Annotated in this window: 13 protein-coding genes; 7 read left to right on the top strand and 6 right to left on the bottom strand. The window is 72.2% G+C overall.

The genetic code is table 11. The features are described from left to right. The 7 genes from MXD95_RS05485 to MXD95_RS05455 all read left to right on the top strand — a co-directional run. Positions 1–2,439, top strand: a 2,439-nt coding sequence (locus tag MXD95_RS05485) for a beta-ketoacyl synthase (RefSeq protein ID WP_250639439.1), incomplete at its 5' end; no start/stop codon positions are given. Beyond that, entirely contained in the window at positions 2,433–4,082 is a 1,650-nt protein-coding gene (locus MXD95_RS05480; RefSeq protein WP_250639438.1) for a PfaD family polyunsaturated fatty acid/polyketide biosynthesis protein, read from the top strand. The genes MXD95_RS05485 and MXD95_RS05480, both read left to right, overlap by 7 nt. 506 nt (positions 4,083–4,588) lie before the next feature. Beyond that, the gene (gene accA / locus MXD95_RS05475; protein WP_250639437.1) at positions 4,589–6,562 is read left to right on the top strand and encodes an acetyl-CoA carboxylase carboxyl transferase subunit alpha; all 1,974 of its coding nucleotides are present in this window, start codon (positions 4,589–4,591) and stop codon (positions 6,560–6,562) included. Then, positions 6,559–7,425 (top strand): acetyl-CoA carboxylase biotin carboxyl carrier protein, encoded by an 867-nt coding sequence (locus MXD95_RS28420; protein ID WP_285223529.1) that lies wholly within the window; start codon positions 6,559–6,561, stop codon positions 7,423–7,425. Before accA ends, MXD95_RS28420 begins: the two co-directional genes overlap by 4 nt. Further along, positions 7,425–8,879 carry an acetyl-CoA carboxylase biotin carboxylase subunit gene (locus tag MXD95_RS05465; RefSeq protein ID WP_250639436.1) on the top strand — a complete coding sequence of 485 codons (1,455 nt, stop codon included), beginning with the start codon at positions 7,425–7,427 and terminating at the stop codon, positions 8,877–8,879. The genes MXD95_RS28420 and MXD95_RS05465 overlap by 1 nt, the downstream gene beginning before the upstream one ends. Before the next feature lie 169 nt (positions 8,880–9,048). Continuing rightward, the gene (locus MXD95_RS05460) at positions 9,049–10,032 is read left to right on the top strand and encodes a terpene synthase family protein (RefSeq protein WP_250639435.1); all 984 of its coding nucleotides are present in this window, start codon (positions 9,049–9,051) and stop codon (positions 10,030–10,032) included. 176 nt (positions 10,033–10,208) lie between these two features. Next, a complete protein-coding gene (locus MXD95_RS05455; protein ID WP_250639434.1) occupies positions 10,209–11,375 on the top strand; it encodes an alanine racemase in 1,167 nt (388 codons plus the stop codon). A gap of 135 nt (positions 11,376–11,510) precedes the next feature. Here MXD95_RS05455 and MXD95_RS05450 read toward each other — a convergent pair whose 3' ends face one another. The 6 genes from MXD95_RS05450 to MXD95_RS05425 all read right to left on the bottom strand — a co-directional run bounded on the left by MXD95_RS05450 (position 11,511) and on the right by MXD95_RS05425 (position 16,961). Continuing rightward, a complete protein-coding gene (locus tag MXD95_RS05450; RefSeq protein WP_250639433.1) occupies positions 11,511–11,813 on the bottom strand; it encodes a type II toxin-antitoxin system PemK/MazF family toxin in 303 nt (100 codons plus the stop codon). After that, positions 11,800–12,033 (bottom strand): hypothetical protein, encoded by a 234-nt coding sequence (locus MXD95_RS05445; RefSeq protein WP_250639432.1) that lies wholly within the window; start codon positions 12,031–12,033, stop codon positions 11,800–11,802. Before MXD95_RS05445 ends, MXD95_RS05450 begins: the two co-directional genes overlap by 14 nt. Before the next feature lie 406 nt (positions 12,034–12,439). Then, positions 12,440–13,423: a carbohydrate ABC transporter permease gene (locus MXD95_RS05440; RefSeq protein ID WP_480024002.1), complete on the bottom strand. Its 984-nt coding sequence runs from the start codon at positions 13,421–13,423 to the stop codon at positions 12,440–12,442. A gap of 111 nt (positions 13,424–13,534) precedes the next feature. Further along, positions 13,535–14,554: a carbohydrate ABC transporter permease gene (locus MXD95_RS05435; protein WP_250639431.1), complete on the bottom strand. Its 1,020-nt coding sequence runs from the start codon at positions 14,552–14,554 to the stop codon at positions 13,535–13,537. Positions 14,555–14,556: 2 nt separating this feature from the next. Beyond that, on the bottom strand, positions 14,557–15,558 hold the full coding sequence (locus MXD95_RS05430) for a metallophosphoesterase (protein WP_250639430.1): 1,002 nt from the start codon (positions 15,556–15,558) through the stop codon (positions 14,557–14,559). Between the two features lie 5 nt (positions 15,559–15,563). Then, on the bottom strand, positions 15,564–16,961 hold the full coding sequence (locus MXD95_RS05425; protein ID WP_250639429.1) for an ABC transporter substrate-binding protein: 1,398 nt from the start codon (positions 16,959–16,961) through the stop codon (positions 15,564–15,566). Positions 16,962–17,032 lie beyond the last annotated feature (71 nt).

Below are 17,032 nucleotides of genomic sequence, written 5' to 3'. Positions count from 1 at the left end.
TGTGGTGGGGGTGGGGGGGGGGGGGGGGGGGGGGGGGGGGGGGGGGGGGGGGGGGGGGGGGGGGGGGGGAGGGGGGGGGGGGGGGGGGCGCGGGGCCCGCCCACGCATCCGGCCGTTGGATCGTCCGGCCTACCGGCCGTCGGCTCCGGGACGGCTGGTGCCGAGCCGGCCGCCGCTGGGGCGGCCGCCGTCGCGCAGATGATCCGCCTGTTGCGGACGACCACGATGGCCGCCCATGCCAGCGCCCTGCGCGCCCAGACCGGCCTGCAACGTCGGGCGCTCGCCCAGCTCGGCCGGGAGCCCACCGCGGCGGTGCCCACATCCGGGCTCGCTCCTGCCACGACCACCCCGGCGTCGGCCCCGACGCCCGGACCGACCGCGCTCGTACCGGCGCACCTGTCGGCGACCCGGTCGGTTCTGCCCCCGGCACCAGTGCGGGCCCGGGTGACCAACGAGGCGGCGTTCAAGCCGTTGGCCCGTACGACCGTCACCGCTCTGGACGCCGCAGCGCTGGACCTGCTGGCCCGCGCCGAGATCGCCGCCGTGTTCGGGGCGGCCTACGACCAGGAGGGCCTCGACGCGGCGGTTCGGCTCACGGCGGGTGCCGCGCTGCTACTACGCGGGGTGGACAGCATCGAGCTGCGCGGCGGACGAGCCGGCCGGGGCCTGGTGCGGGCTCGTCTTGCCGTCCCCACCACGGGCGATGGGCAGCCCAGCGACGCCGACCTGCTGGCCGCGGCGAGCCAGGCGGCCCGCCTGTTCGCGGTCTACGCCGGCCTCCACCTGTGTCTGCCGCACGCGTCCTTCGTCGACGATGCCGCCGCGTCCGGTCTGGCCGAACCGGTGGCCGCGTACGGCCCCACCGCCTCAGATCCGGGCATCGGCGACGCCGCTACAGTCGCCGGCGGCGCCGGCCGGACCGCCGGTGCTGCCGGTCCTGCCGGTGCCGCCGGGCCGCGACTCGTCCGTGCGGCCGGCGTCGATGCCGACGCGGCCGGCGAGCTGGTTCTGATCGTCGAGATCGCCGACGTCGACCTGGTGCCGCGGCCCTGGCTTCGCGCCGACGCCGAGCTGCGCCGCATCGCTTCGAGCGAAGCCGACTCGCACCACCTGGACGGGACGGCCGGAACCGACGGGACCGACGGGACCGACGGGACGGACAGGGAGGTGCTGGCCAGGGTCGTCGACGTGGTCGTCGGGCTGCGCGAGGGCGACGGGCTGGCGGTTGGCCCGGCCGTCGGCGGACGTCCCGGAAGCTGGCTTGGCCGGCGCAACCGGTATGGCGAGCATGCGATGCTCTCCGAGTTCCACATGGCGCACTTCTGCCGCGGAGACCAGGCGATCGCGCTCGGGCCGGAGTTCGCCGGCTACACCGGGCGCAGGGCGACCCGGCTGCCGTCGGGCGGGCTGCTCCTCGTCGACCGGGTGCTGGAGCTGCATGGCACCCGCGGGGACCCGGGTACGCTCGCCGGCGAGGCCTGGCACATCACCGAGTACGACGCGCCGGCCGACAGCTGGTACTTCGCCGACACGGCCAACGCGTCGATGCCGAACTGCGTGTACATGGAGACCTCGCTGCAGGCGGCGCTCATGGTCGGCTACTACCTGGGTGCCACCCTCGGCGACCCGGATGCGGTGGTGAGCCTGCGCAACCTCGGCGGCTCGGCAACGGTGCTGCGCGAGATCGACCTGCGCGACGCCACGATCCGCCAGCACTCGCGGCTGCTGTCCACCACGGACATGCCCGGGTCGTCGCTACAGAACTTCAGTTACACGCTTTTCGTCGATGGCGAGCCGTTCTATGCGGGCGAGACGCTGTTCGGCTACTTCAGCGACGCGGCGCTGGCCCACCAGACCGGCCTGGACGCGGGGAGGTCGGCGCCGACCTGGCTGGAGACCGTCTCGCCCCGGCCCGCGACGCGCACCCTGGACGTGGCCGCCCGCCGCGCCGACCCGGCGGCGCGCCTCGTCGCGCGCGACCATCTGGCGTTGCTCGACACGGTCGACGTCGTCGACGGCGGCGGCCGCTTCGGCCAGGGCTACCTGCACGCGGTGCGGCCCATCGATCCGGCGGACTGGTTCTTCGCCCGCCACTTCCACCTCGACCCGGTCATCCCCGGCTCGCTCGGCGTCGAATCGGTCATCCAGGCCATGCAGGAATGGTTGCTCGACTCGCCGCACGCCGCCGGGCTGCTGGCCGGTCCGGCCGAGGTGGCGTTCATCCTGCCGGTCGGCGCGCCGTTCACCTGGAAGTACCGCGGCCAGTTCCTGCCGACCGACGGCGAGACTCGCCTCGAGGTGCACATCAAGGAGGTCCGCCAGGCACCCGGACGGGTCCGGGTGACGGCCGACGCGAGCGTGTGGAAGCCGGGTCTGCGGATCTACGAGATGATCGATATCGCCGTCGAGCTGCGCGCGGACGGAGCCCCGGCATGGTGACCGTGGTGTCCGCGCGGACCGATCACGGTGCCGCCGCCCAGGCTGGCGCCGTCCGCGGTGGCGGGTCCGGCGCGGCGGGTGGTGGCGCGGCGGGGCGGGCGTACCGGGACCTGGCCGCGCTCGAGGCGCCCTGCTACGTGCTGCGTGACGGCGCTGGGCGGGTGCGGACCAGCGGCGATCCACAGGACGTCGCTCGGGTGGTCGCGGCTGGCGGGCAGGTGCTGGCCGCCGTCGGCCCGCGGCCGGCGACCGCGCTCGGCGATGCGGCGTTCCGCGCCGCGCATGGCGTCCGGTACGCGTACATGGCCGGGGCCATGGCCAACGGGATCGCGTCGGCGCCGATGGTCGCGGCACTCGCCCGCGCCGGGTTCCTCGCCTCGTTCGGTGCTGCCGGCGTCCTGCCGGCGAAGGTCGACGAGGCGCTGGGCGCCATCGTCCGCGACACGGCCGGCGCGCCGTTCGCCTGCAACCTCATCCACAGCCCGAGCGAGGCGGCGCTGGAGGCGGCCACCGTCGACGCCTGCCTGCGCCACCGGGTCACCACGCTGGAAGCGTCCGCCTTCGTCGAGCCGACCGCGCAGCTCGTCCGCTACCGGCTTGCCGGCCTGCGCCGGGGCCAGGACGGTCAGATCCTGGCCGCCCACCGGGTGATCGGCAAGGTGTCACGGTCCGAGGTCGCCGAACGGTTTCTGCGCCCGGCGCCCGAGGCCCTGGTACGCGAGCTCGTCGCCGCCGGCGCGATCACCGCCGAACAGGCGGAGCTGGGACGCGCGATCCCGCTCGCCGACGACCTCACCGCCGAGGCCGACTCCGGTGGACACACCGACCGCCGGCCCCTCGTCGTCCTGCTGCCCGAACTGCTCGCGCTCGCCGAACGCCTCCGCCGTGAGCAGGGCCGGCGGGCCGCGGTGCGGATCGGCGCGGCCGGCGGCCTCGGTACCCCGGTCGCGGTGGCCGCCGCGTTCGCGCTTGGCGCCGCCTACGTCGTCACCGGCTCGATCAACCAGGCCACAGTGGAGGCCGACCAGTCGCCGGCCACCAAGCGGCTGCTCGCGGCCACCGGCGTCGCGGACACGACCATGGCGCCGTCGGCGGACATGTTCGAGCTCGGCGTCGAGGTACAGGTGCTGCGCCGCGGCACGCTGTTCCCCGGCCGTGCCCGCCAGCTCCACGAGCTCTACCGCGCCTACGACGGGGTGGATGCGCTGCCCGCCGACATCCGGGCGAATCTGGAGAGCAAGGTGTTCCGGCGCTCCCTCGACGACGTCTGGGCCGACTGCGTCGATTTCTTCACCCGCCGTGACCCCGATCAGATCACCAGGGCCGAGGGTGACCCACGGCGGCGGATGGCGCTGATCTTCCGCTGGTACCTGGGCCGCTCGTCCGGCTGGAGCATCGCCGGCGACCCCGGCCGGGCGGCCGACTACCAGGTGTGGTGCGGCCCGGCGATGGGCGCGTTCAACAGCTGGGTCGCCGACACCTACCTCGCCGAGCCTGGGAATCGGCGCGTCGTCGACGTCGCCACCCATCTGATGACCGGCGCCGCGTTCCACGAGCGCGCCGCGGCCCTGCGCGCCGCCGGCACCCGCCTACCCGCCGCCGCCACCACCTACCTCCCGACCCCGCACCTCCCGATCACCTGACGGCCCGCCGTCGATTCCCGCCATCCCCGATTCCCGCCATCCCCGAGCCAAGGACGCGCACGGCACCTGATCCGGGCCGTTGATCCCTCCGTCGATCCCTCGGTTCCCCGATCCCCGATCCCCGCCACCCGCCACCCGCATCACGTAGCGGCGCTATTCGATGGCAGTCCGTTAAGTTGACGACTCTCCGCTACCTAAAGTGAGGGGAAGGTGAGGGCTTCTGCGTGGACGGAGCGATCGGTGGTCCTTCTGGGGTGACAAAACGGACGCGAAACCGTACAGAGCGACCCATCTGCCGGTGTGCCCCCGTCTTATTCGGGACAAAAGGTGCAAAAGGTGCCAATCTTCGATCACATTCCGTGAGATTTCCTCCGGACGGCTCCGGGTGCGCCCTGGGCGCGCGCCGCCTCTTGATCGCCTGATTACAGCACCACACGGGACTGGCCGCGCCGGTCGGCCCCCGGAGATGGCCGGCCAAGCCGGCCCGACAGGAAAGGCAGTCCGTCATGACGATCGACACCCCACCCGGCGCGAGTACCGTGCGCGATCCTGGCGGCGGTCGAGCGTCCGACCTGCCACCGTCTGACCTGCCACCGTCTGACCTGCCATCGTCTGACCTGCCATCGTCTGACCGGCGGTCGTCCGACCTGCCACCGTCTGACGTGCGATTGTCCGAGCGGCGGTCGTCCGGCCAGGGCCGGATCGGCGTCGCCGGCGGGACGCCGGCCGGCGGTGGGTCGTCCTGGCTGCTGTGCGGCGGTTGCCAGGCGATGATCTACGGTCGGCGGTTCGACCGGGCCGGGCGGGTCTGCGCCGACTGTGGCTGGCACGGGCCGTTGACCGTCGATGGACGTCTTGACCTGCTGCTCGACCCGGGTTCGCGGCGCGACGTGGAGGTCCGGGCGATCGACGCCGACCCGCTGGGATTCGTCGACTCCCGCCCGTACCCCGACCGACTGCGCGCCGCCCGCGCGGCCACCGGACTGCACGACGCGGCCGTCGCGGTGCGCGGCACGATCGAGGGCAACGCGGTCGTCGTCGTGGTGATGGACTTCCGGTTCCTGGGCGGCAGCCTCGGGGCCGCGGTCGGCGAGGTGTTCACCTGCGGTGCCGAGGTGGCGCTGCGGGAGCGCACCCCACTGATCACCGTCACCGCTTCGGGTGGCGCGCGGATGCAGGAGGGCGCCGTCGCGCTCATGCAGATGGCCAAGACCAGCCAGGCGCTCGGCCAGCTTGACGAGGCCGGCATCCTCACCGTCTCCCTCATCACCGACCCGACGTTCGGCGGGGTGGCCGCGTCGTTCGCGACGCTCGCGGACGTCATCATCGCCGAGCCCGGTGCCCGCCTCGGGTTCGCCGGCCGCCGCGTCATCGAGCAGACGATCCGCCAGACCCTGCCGGACGACTTCCAGACCGCCGAGTTCCTGCGCGACCACGGGGTCATCGACATCATCAGCCCGCGCGCCGAGCTGCGCGCCACCCTGGGCGGGCTGCTGTCGGTGTCGGGCCGACACGAGGGCGGCATTCCCCGCCAGCAGTTCCGCGCCGGCGGGTCGATTCTCACCGACCCGGCCGACCTGCCCGAGCGGGACGCGTGGGAGTCGGTGCGGGCGGCCCGCCGCCTCGGCCGGCCGACCACGCTCGACTACATCGGCATGATCCTCGAGGACTTCACCGAGCTGCGCGGCGACCGGATGTCCGCCGACTGCCCGGCGCTGGTAGCCGGCCTTGGCCGTCTCGACGGTGTTCCGGTCGCCGTCATCGGCACGCAGAAGGGCCACACCGCGGACGAGTTGCGCTACCGCAACTTCGGGATGCCCACCCCGTCGGGCTACCGCAAGTCCGCGCGGGTGATGCGGCTGGCCGCCAAGCTCGGACTTCCGGTCCTCACCCTGATCGACACGGCCGGCGCCTACCCCGGACGCGAGGCCGAGGAGCAGGCGCAGGCGGTGGCGATCGCGGAGAACCTGCGGCTCATGGCCTCGCTCGCCGTCCCGGTCGTCGCCGTCGTGACGGGGGAGGGCGGCAGCGGCGGTGCCCTCGCGCTCGCCTTCGCCGACCGGGTGCTCATGTGCGCGAACGCCGTCTACTCGGTGATCAGCGCCGAGGGATGCGCGTCCATCCTGTGGAAGGACCCGTCCGCCGCCCCCCGTGCCGCCGCGGCCCTGCGGGTGGACGCACGGGAACTGCTGCGGCTCGGCATCGTCGACGGTGTCGTCCCCGAACCCGACGACGGTGCCGACGCGGACCCGCCGCGCGCCGCCGCCGCCCTGCGCGACGCCCTGCGCACCGCGCTCGCCGAGCTCACCCCGCTCGACCCGATGACCCTGGTGACCCGCCGCCGCACCCGCTTCCGCCAGTTCGGCGTCCCGTCCGCCCCCGCGATCGTCACCCCCGAGCTTGGCGTGGGGCCGGACCACGGCGTCACGCCCACCGCCGAGCAGCACTCGTCCGAGCAGACCGTGGAGGCCCACCGATGAGCATCGACGAGGCGACCCGGCCCACGGGCGGCGGGACCGACGACGGCGGCCTGCCGAACCCCGGCGCCGTCTCGCCCGACCGCGCCGTCTCGCCCGACCGCGCCGTCTCGCCCGACCGCGCCGTCTCGCCCGACGGCGCCGTCTCGCCTCACGGCAGCGAGGCCTCCGGCGGGGGCGGCGCGCTGGCAGCGGTGGACGCGGTCGTCGGTGTCCTCGGCGCCCATCTGCTGGACCTCGCGGTGCGTGCACCCGTGGCGCCGAGCGTGGTGCGGGTCTGCGCCGGGGATGTGACCGTCGAGATGGGCTGGTCGGCCGACGCCGCCGCCGTCACGTCCGGTCGCGGTGACTCTCGCCCGGTCCGCAATCGCTGGTCCGCCGCTCCCGTCGCGTTCGAGGGCCCTTCGCCCGCCTATCCCGTCAACGGCACCCCCGCTCTGACCTCCGGCCATCCCTCTGCCGGCGGTCCGGATGGCGTGGGCCTCGCCAACGGTGCTGGTCTCGCCAACGGTGCTGGTCTCGGCAGCGGTGCTGGCGTGGTGAGCGGTGCTGGCGTGGAAGAGGCCGGCGGGACCGGGCCGGCGAGCACCGTGGACGAGCCGGGGACGTTCACCGTCGGGTCACCGTCGGTCGGGATGTTCTACCGGGCGCCCGAGCCCGGCAAGCCGCCGTTCGTCACCGAGGGTGACCTGGTGCGGGCCGGGCAGCAGGTCGGGATCGTCGAGGCGATGAAGCTGATGATCCCGATCGAGGCCGAGCGGCCGGGACGGGTCGTGCGTGTCCTCGTCGAGGATGCCAGCGCGATCGAGCACGACCAGCCGCTGTTCCTTCTCGCGCCCGCCGGTGCGTCGGGTGGGAACGGCTGATGTTCGACAGTGTGCTCGTGGCCAACCGCGGCGAGATCGCGCTGCGGGTCGTACGCACCTGCCGTGAGCTGGGCATCCGTACGGTCGTCGCGCATTCGGCCGCTGACCGGGATTCGGCCGCCGTCCGCGCCGCCGACGAGTCGGTGCAGGTCGGGCCGGGGCCGTCCAAGGCGAGCTACCTCCACATCCCGAACATCGTCGAGGCGGCGCGTACCCGCGGCGCGCAGGCCATCCACCCCGGGTATGGGTTCCTGTCCGAGAACGCCGAGTTTGCCGAGGTCTGCGAGGACGAGGGCATCGTCTTCATCGGGCCGCCGGCGTCGGTGATGGCCGACCTTGGCGACAAGGCGATCGCCCGCGGCATCATGCGCGAGGCCGGACTGCCCCTGCTGCCTGGCAGCAGGGATGCCCTCGACGGTCCGGAGGCGGCGCGGACGCTGGCCGACGAGATTGGCTATCCCGTCATCCTCAAAGCCGTGGCGGGCGGCGGCGGGCGCGGCATGCGGGTCGTGCACGACAGCGCCGACGTCGCCACCGCCTACGCCGAGACGCGCGCCGCGGCGCTGGCCGTGTTCGGCGACGGCCGGCTCTACCTCGAGCGATATCTCGCCTCCGCCCGGCACGTCGAGATCCAGGTGCTCTGCGACGCGCACGGCAACGGCGTGCACCTCGGCGCCCGCGACTGTTCGCTGCAACGCCGCCATCAGAAGCTCGTCGAGGAGTCCCCGGCGCCGAACGTCGACCCGGCCGGGGTCGAGGAGCTCGGGCGGTCCGCGGTACGCGCCGTGCTCGCCGCCGGGTACGTCGGCGCCGGCACCGTCGAGTTCCTCTACGACCCGCGGCGGCGCGGCTACTACTTCATGGAGGTGAACTGCCGCCTGCAGGTCGAGCACCCCGTCACCGAGATGGTCACCGGCTTCGACCTCGTCGCCGAACAACTGCGCGTCGCCGCTGGCGAACCGCTCGGGTACGGCCAGGGGGACATCGCCTGGCGCGGCGTCGCCCTCGAATGCCGCGTCAACGCCGAGGACCCGTCCCGTGACTTCCGCCCCACCCCGGGCCTCGTCACCCGCCTCGGCCTGCCCGGAGGCCCGTTCGTCCGGGTCGACACCCACCTGGACGCCGGCTACCGCATCCCCCCGCTGTACGACTCGCTGCTCGCCAAGGTCGTCGTCTGGGCCCCCGATCGGGCCGGCGCCATCGCCCGGATGCGCCGTGCCCTCGGCGAGATGGTCGTCGAGGGCCCCGGCCTTGCGACCACCGCCGGCTTCCTCGCCGACGCCATCGACCACCCGCACTTTCGCGCCGCCGTCCACGACACGTCCCTGCTCGGCACCCTGCTCGCCGACGCCGCGCCGCCCGTGCCGCCCGCGCCGCCCGCGTCCTCCGTGCCGCCCGCGTCCTCCGCGCCGCCGCAGGGCGGCCGGAAGGATTCGATGTCGCTTCTACAGTGATAAAACGGGGCAAAAGAACCTTCGTAACCCTGTAGTAGGAACACAGCGCCCGGCCCAGACCCAGGGACAACGAGTCCACGGAAGAATGACGGGTGTGGTGTCACCGCCATGGAGACACCCCGGTCGGTCGTGACCGACCGCATTCCCTTTCTGCCACCGAGGCCAGCCCATGACCCAGCTTGCCCGCGCCGCCGGCGTGCCCGGACGCGACTTCGGTATCCGTGTCCCCGAGAAGATTCACCCCGCGGCCGAACAGATCGGCCACAACCTCCTGGGCTGGGCCTCCCGGGTCGGCCTGGTCGCCGACGACCGCGAGCGGGCTCGGCTCGACGCCGCCAGATTCCATCTGCTGGCCGCCCGCATCCTGCCCGATGCACCTGAGGGCGGCGTCGAGATTTTCGCCCAGTGGGTGCTGTGGCTGTTCCACCTCGATGACGAGCAGGACGAGGGGGCGATGGGCCGCAGCGCCGAGCTCGTGCACGCCACCTATGCCGCGATCACCTCGATCGTCGAGGGAAAACCCGCGCCCGCCGGAGCTCCTGCCTCGGTCACTGCCCTGGCGGACCTCTGGGTCCGTACCGCCCGGGGAATGTCCGTCCAGTGGCGCCGCCGTATTCTCGAGCACATCCATCACCATCGCGACGCGTTTCTCACCCAGGTCGCCCACCGTCAGAACGGCACGCTGGCCAGCCCCGAGGAATACCCGTCCCTGCGTCGGGACGACAACGCCATGTTCATGTACGACCTGCTGGAAGTCGTCTACCAGACCGAAATCTCCCCGGATCTCGTCGCCACCCCGGGCTGGGCCGAACTGTGCGCGGCGTCCAGCGACCTCGTCGCCTGGTGCAACGACGTGGTGTCCCTGCCTCGCGAATCCGCGCAGGGTGAGATCACGAACTACGTCATCGTTCTGCGCCGAGCCACGGGCTGCGACGAGCGCACCGCACTCGAACAGGTACACGCGCACATCGCCCGACGGATGCACGACCTTGACGAGGCCGAACGTGATGTCCTCATCGCCGCGCGGCACCTGGCGCCGTCGAAGGACCCGGACCGGCTACGCCTCGTCGTCCGCGCCATCCGCGACATACCGGGCGCCCACCTGGCCTGGATGTACGCCTCCGGCCGCCACCAGGAGCGGTTCACGTCCTGAAGGGCGAATATGCGGCCCAGTCAACCACGACCTGGATGCGCGGATCGAAAGCGTGGACGAGGAGGCATGGCTCGCTCGGGTGGATCGGCGGCGATCGCGCCGTGAGATGGTCTGCGGGTGTCGACGAAGGCCGGTGAGGACTGCCGGGGGACGGGTGGTCGTTGATGGTGGTGGCGGTGCCGGTGGGCGTGGCAACTCCCTCGCTTGTCCTCGATCTTGATGTGGTGGAACGCAACATCGACCGGATGGCCCAGGCCGCGGCGGCCGGCGGCTTCACGCTGCGGCCCCATGCGAAGACGCACAAGTGTCCGCAGCTCGCCGCCCTGCAGCTGCGAGCCGGGGCGGTGGGCCTGACCGTGGCCACGATCGGCGAGGCCGAGGTGTTCGCCGACGCGGGCTTCGACGATCTGTTCATCGCCTACCCGCTATGGCTCGACGGCGACCGGGTCGGCCGACTGCGTCGCCTGGCCGAGCGGGCCCGCGTCGCGGTCGGGGTCGATTCGGTCGCGGCGGGCCAACGACTCGCCGAGGTGATGGCGCCCGTGGATCTGGCCCTGCTTGCCGGGGCGACGGGGGCCATCGGACGCGCGCCAGCTGCTGGACGTGACAGATCAGCGGTGAGGCCCGTCGAGGCGACAATCATCGAAGTGATGATCGAGGTGGACAGTGGGCACCGCCGCAGCGGCGTGTCGCCGGCTGATGCCCCCGGGCTGGCCGTCGCCCTTGCCGGCCTGGGACTGCGGGTGCGCGGCCTGTTCACCTTTCCCGGGCACTCGTACGATCCCGGCGCCGCCGATCGGGCGGCGCGGGAGGAGGAGGACGCGCTGGCCCGCGCGGCTGCGGCGGTCCGGGCGGCCGGTGTGCCGGTCACGGTGCTCAGCGGCGGGTCGACTCCGTCGGCGGCCCATGTCCGCTCCGGCGGACCGGTCGGCGAGCTGCGTCCCGGTGTGTACGTGTTCAACGACGCCCAGCAGCTCGCGCTCGGCTCGTGCACCGAGGCGCAGATCGCGCTCGCCGCCGCGACGACCGTGGTGAGTGCCCCCGCGTCCGACCGGTTCGTGCTGGATGCCGGCAGCAAGGCGCTGGGCGCGGACCGACCCGCCTGGACGCCCGGGTTCGGCCATCTGCCGCACTGGCCGGGGGCGCTCGTGTCGTCCCTGTCGGAGCATCACGCCGTGGTGACCGTGCCACCGGGCACCGAGCTCCCGCGGATCGGCAGCACCACGCTCGTCGTGCCCAACCACGTGTGCTCCGCCGTGAACCTCGCGGACGAACTCGTGGTCACCCGTGGGGGAGCGGTGATCGACCGCTGGCCGGTCGCCGCCCGCGGCGCCCACCGCTGACGCCGTTGGGACCGGCGCCGGAGACCCACTTCGACCTGGGGATGAGGAAGTCGGGCCGAACTCTGTGGCGTTGACGGCCGTGGGTCTGGCACCGGAGACAGCCACACACCCCGGCTACGTCACACCCCGGCCACGTCAGTGGCCGAGGACGCGGCGCAGGATGTGATCGGCGCGCTGCCAGGAGTCAGCCCCGAGGGCCCCTAGCCGGTGTGAGAGGCCTGCCGCCGGCATCCAGGCCACCAACTCGGGCAGCACGGTGCCCGAGACGGGATCGGTGATACCGACATCGGCGGCATAGTCGTCAAACGGCAGCGGCTCGCCCGGAATGACGGGGCAAACCACGACCCTGCCGGTGTTGGCGTCGTTGTACAGATCGGCGGAGACGATCAGTGCGTACGAGGGAGCATCGGCCCGCGCCCAGACCTCACCCTGCCGCACGGCGACGCAGTTCCTCGATCCGGGCGAACTCGCCGGCCAGGTATTCGGACGTGACTCCCAGCGCGGCGTTGCGTTCTTGTTGCCGCGCGAACCGCCGCGTCCAGACCGCCTCGGACAGGGTGCGGTCGACCCACGCCGACAGGGTGAGCCCGGCCGCCGCGGCCGCGGCCCGCGCGGCCTCCAGTGTCTCGGCCCGCACCGACACACTCATACTCGGCATGGGACTGATCGTAGTACAGGCTCTCACATGAACGACAGTCCGGCCGCTGGCCGGTCGCCGCCCGCGGCGCCCACCGCTGATGCCCACCGGACCAGATGGGCTGTCCCACGATGCCCCCGCCGTCACCATCAGCTCCAGTAGCATTACGATCGGCAATCCCTCTCCCCACCTCCGACCCGCCACCGCCCTCCCCGCCGCTGCGCGTGGCGACGGATCGGCCCCGGAATACCTTCGTGTCGCTTCTACAGGGTTACGAAGGGACAAATGGGACGCCTTACCCGGTAGAAGCGACACCCCGCGCACCAACAGCCGGGCCTGGGCCTGGTGCAGATATGGCCGGGCCGCGATTGGTAGCCGCTTCCCGATCGCTCCGGTGATCAGGCCGAGCGCGCGGGCGCGGGCGCGGTCAGCGCAGGCCGGAGCGGACGAAGCCGTTGATGACGTGGCGTTGCAGGGCCAGGTAGAGGGCGAAGATGGGCAGGCAGGCGAGGCCGGCAGCGGCGGTCAGCGGGCCCCAGTTGTCGCCCTCGGCCGAGTTCAGGTAGCCGTTGATACCCAGCTGCAGCACCGACGGTCCGCGCTGCAGGACCATCGCCGGCCAGAAGTACTCGTTCCAGGCGTTGACCAGCAGCAGGATGCCGAGCGCGGTGAGGGCCGCGCGCAGGTTCGGCACCACCACCGTCCAGAGAGTCGTCCAGGATCCGCGGCCGTCGATGCGGGCCGCCTCCAGCAGTTCCTTGGGGAAGCTGTCGAGATGCTGGCGCAGGAGCAGCACCCCGAGCGCCGACACGACGTTCGGCACGATCACCCCGGCCAGCGAGTTGAGTAGCCCGAGCTGGTGCAGCAGCACGTAGTTCGGCAGCATCGTCACCTGGAACGGCACCAACCAGGTGCCGACGAAGCCCAGGTAGAGCAGCCGCTTGCCGGGGAAGCCCCACACGGCGAAGGCGTAGGCGGCGAGCAGGCTGGTCAGCAGCTGGCCCGCCGCTGTCAGTATGGCGACGATGGTGGTGTTCAGCATCAGGCGAGCCAGGTCAAGCTGGTCGAGAGCCTGGGAGTAGCTGCTGGTCGACAGCGGCCAGGGCAGGACGGTCAGCTTGTAGACGTCCTGCGGTCGGCGCAGTGACGTCGTGTACATCCAGTAGATCGGGAAGACGCAGACGATTCCCAGCAGGGCCAGGGCGACATGGCCGACGATGGTCATCGTCCGCGACCGGCCGCCGGGAACGTCCGGTCCGTCGCCGCCGGCCTGTGCCGCCTCGGCCAGGGCGCCCTCGGCCAGGGTCGCGCCGGCCGCTCTCTCGCTGGTGACCGGGCCGCCCGGGTCGCCGGGCGCGCTCGGGTTCCCGGCCGGCAGCCCGCCCGCCGGGGTTTCGATGACGAGAGCCACGGGCCGTCCTCCTGTGCGTCGTCCTGGTTGATCGTCGTGATCGGTTCTCGTGGTGTTCTCTCGCGGTACGGCTCAGGTGCCGCGATGAGCTGTCGTGGTCAGTTGTCGTGGTCAGTTGTCGTGGAAGGTGAGGCGGTCGGACAGCCGGACGAGCACGCCGGCCACGACTCCGAAGCCGAGGAAGAACACCACTCCGGCGGCGGAGGCGAATCCGGCGTCGAAGCTCTGGAAGCCGTACTCCCACAGCAGGTAGTAGACGTTGGTGGTGGCGTTCACCGGGCCGCCCTGGGTCAGGGTGTCGATCAGCGGGAAGGTCCACTGCCCGGCCAGCAACACGGTGGTCAGCAGCAGGAACACCAGCGTCGGCGAGAGCAGGGGCAGGGTCAGCCAGCGGATCGACTGCCACCGGGACGCGCCGTCGACGGAGGCGGCCTCGGCGTAGTCGCCGTTGATCGAGGCGAGTCCGGCGGCGACGACCAGCACGGCGAAGCCGAGCAGGTGCCATCCGGCGATGCCGGTGATGGACAGCAGGGCGGGAGTCTTCTCGTGCAGCCAGTTCGTCGACAGACCGGTGATCCGGTCGACGACCCCGTTCTCGGGGAAGAGCATCCACTGCCAGACCGCGGCGCTGGCCACCGGCGCGACCAGGACCGGCGCGAAGATCAGCGCCTGGTACACCGTCCGCGCCCGACCGCGCACCTCGGCGGTGAGCAGTCCGACGACGACCGGGACGATGATCGTGAACGGCAGTAGGCCGGCGATCATGAGGAAGGTGCGCCAGACCGCCCCGCCGACCTCAGGCACGGTGAGTAGCCGATGGTAGTTGTGCCAGCCCTGCGGGGTGGCCGGCGAGTCCGGCGAGAGGTTCCAGGAGAAGAACGAGTAGTTCACCGTCTCGGCCAGCGGACGGTACGTCCAGACCCCCAGCATGCCGAGGGCGGGCGCCAGGTAGAGGTACGGAACGACGCCACGGCCCAGGAGCCGCACCAGCTGCCGTGGCGAGCGGCGGGAGCGGCCCCGGCCGGAGCGAGCGGAGTCGGCTCGAGGGCCGCCGGGGGAGACACCCGCTCCGGCGTCGGGGGGCGACGCCGGAGCGGGTAGTGCGGTGGGCGCGGTGATCTCGACAAACACGGCTACTCCGCCGGAGTCGTGGTCGGGGTGGCGCTGCGGACGTAGTCGAGCATCTCCTGCGCGTCGCGGTTGTAGACCTCCGCGGCCTGGCCGGCCCCGGCCGGCCTGGCCCCGTCCAGGCCGGCCGCGGCCAGGCCGGACCCGTCCAGCGGGATGGCGGTCACGACCACCTGCCCGTCGACGAGGTCGACGCGGCTGAAACCGCCGACCGGCAGACCACGATGGCGTCCCCGCGGCGGCAGCGTGTCGACGTGGTAGGCCAGCGCCGGGCTGATCCAGACGGGGATGCCGGCCAGCGATCCGGCACCGGCGTGGTGGGCGTGCCCGGTGAGCACCATCCGCACGTCCGTGCCGTCGATGACCTTGGCGAGTCGTTCGGCGGCGCGCAGCCGCAGCAGGTGCAGCGTCGGGAGGCGCGAGGGCAGCGGCGGATGGTGGACGACGATCAGCGTGCCGCGGGGCGCCGGCTCGTCGAGTCGGTCCGCGAGCCAGGCGAGCTGGGCGTCGGTCAGCCAGCCGTCGTGCCGACCGGGCGTCGTGGAGTCGAGCACGATGATCCGCAGCCCGTCGATGTCGTGGACCTGGTCGCAGGGGTCCTCGGGGGAGCTGCCGGTCAGGGAGTCGCCGGTCAGGGAGTTGCTGGTCAGGGAGTCGCCGGTCAGGATGCCACCGCCCGGGGAGGTGGCCCCGTCCAGCAGTTCGGCCCGGAACGCCGTCCGTTCGTCGTGGTTGCCCATGGCGTACACGACGGCGGCGCCCAGCCGCTGCGCCAGCGGCTCGATCACGCCGCGCAGCCGCCGATAGGCCTCGGGCGCACCGTTGTTGGCGAGATCTCCGGTGAGCAGGATCCCGGCGACCGGACCGGCCCAGTCGGCCAGCCGCGCGGCGGCCGCTTCCAGGAGGGCGAAGGTGTCCACCCGGCCGTGGATGAGCTGTCCGCTCGGGACGAGATGGGTGTCGCTCACCTGGATGAGGGTCAGGTCAGCCGGTCCGGTCGTCGTCATCGGGATCAGGCCTTCGGAAGCAGCGCGGCACCCTGCCTGGCCGCGGCGGTCAAGGTCGATGCCGGGTCCGCGCCCTGGTAGACGGACTTCTCGACGGCGTTCATCATGCCGTCGCGGACCTGGACGTAGTTGTTGCCGGGGAAGGACACCCACGGCTCCAGCCGGTCGAGCTGGTCGAGGTTCGGCTGGACCAGCGGGTTCGCCTTGGCCCAGGCCTGCAGGCCGGCCGGGTCGTTGACCAGCCCGGTCCGCAGCGGCAGATAGCCGATCTTGGAGGAGATCTCGGTGTAGGCCTCGTTGCTGGTCAGGAACTTGATCAGATCCCAGGAGGCGCGCTGCTTGGCCGCGTCCTTGGCCAGCACGAACAGTGCGGCGCCGGAGTTGGTCGGGATGGCCGGCTTGGTGCCGAAACTCGGCAGCGGCGCGGCCTTGAGGTCCCACTTGCCGCCCTTGGCGCCCTTCTGGAAGGTGGCCTGCAGCGAGCTGCTTTCCAGCAGCATGCCCATGTCACCGCGGGCAAAGCTGGTGTAGCCGTCCTTCTGGCCGAGCACCGGCGTCAGACCGTCCTTGACCAGGCCCTGCGCCAGCTGCACGACCTGCACGGTTGCCGGCTGGTCGTAGGTGAGCTGGGTCCGGTCGGTGGAGATCACGCGGCCGCCGTTGGAGCGGACGAGGCTCTGGAAGCACCAGTCCTTGGAGACCTTCGTCAGGCAGTCGAGGTAGACGCCGCTCTTCTTGGTCCTGGACACGATCGCCTGGGCGTCGGCCTTCACCTCGTCCCAGGTCGTCGGCGGCTTGGTCGGGTCGAGGCCAGCCGCGGTGAACAGGGACGCGTTGTAGTACAGGACCGGCGTCGAGAAGACGAACGGCACGCCGTAGGTCTTGCCGCCGAGGTCACCGAGGGTGCGCGCGGTCTTGGCGAAGGGATACTTCGGCCCGTCGAAGTTCGCCTGCACGGCGTCCTTGCCGACCAGGTCGTCCAGCGCCTTCGCGCCCAGGGAGTGGACGGTGAAGTCCAGGTCGCCGAAGCCCTCCTGGACGACGTCCGGCGGGGCACCCGCGGCGACCTGGCTCTGCACGCTGGAGATCGAGTCGGCTGCCGGGTTGGGGCTGGAGCCCTTCGGCTTCTGCGCCACGACGTGGATGTTCGGATGCTGCTTCTCGAACGTGGAGATCAGGTCGTTGAAGGTGTCGGTCCAGGCTCCCGCGAGCCCGTAGTTGTAGCTCTCGAAGACGATCGAGACCTTCTGGTCCTTGCCGAGCTCGGGAACCGGGTTGGCGGAGGCACCGGCGTGGGTGTCCCCGCTGCCGCCGGGAGAGCCGCAGGCGGCCAGGACGGACATGGCGGTCGCCGCGGCCAGGGTCACCAACGACAGTGATCTGTGGGCAGACGGTTTTCTCACGGGATCTCCTTGGCCCAGTGCCAGCTTTGACGGGTGGGCGTGCGCGACGCGGAGGGACGGAGGCGGGATGA

The organism is Frankia sp. AiPa1 (assembly GCF_023243075.1).
Taxonomy (GTDB): Bacteria; Actinomycetota; Actinomycetes; order Frankiales; family Frankiaceae; genus Frankia.
This window is presented reverse-complemented; position numbering and strand designations above follow the sequence as displayed.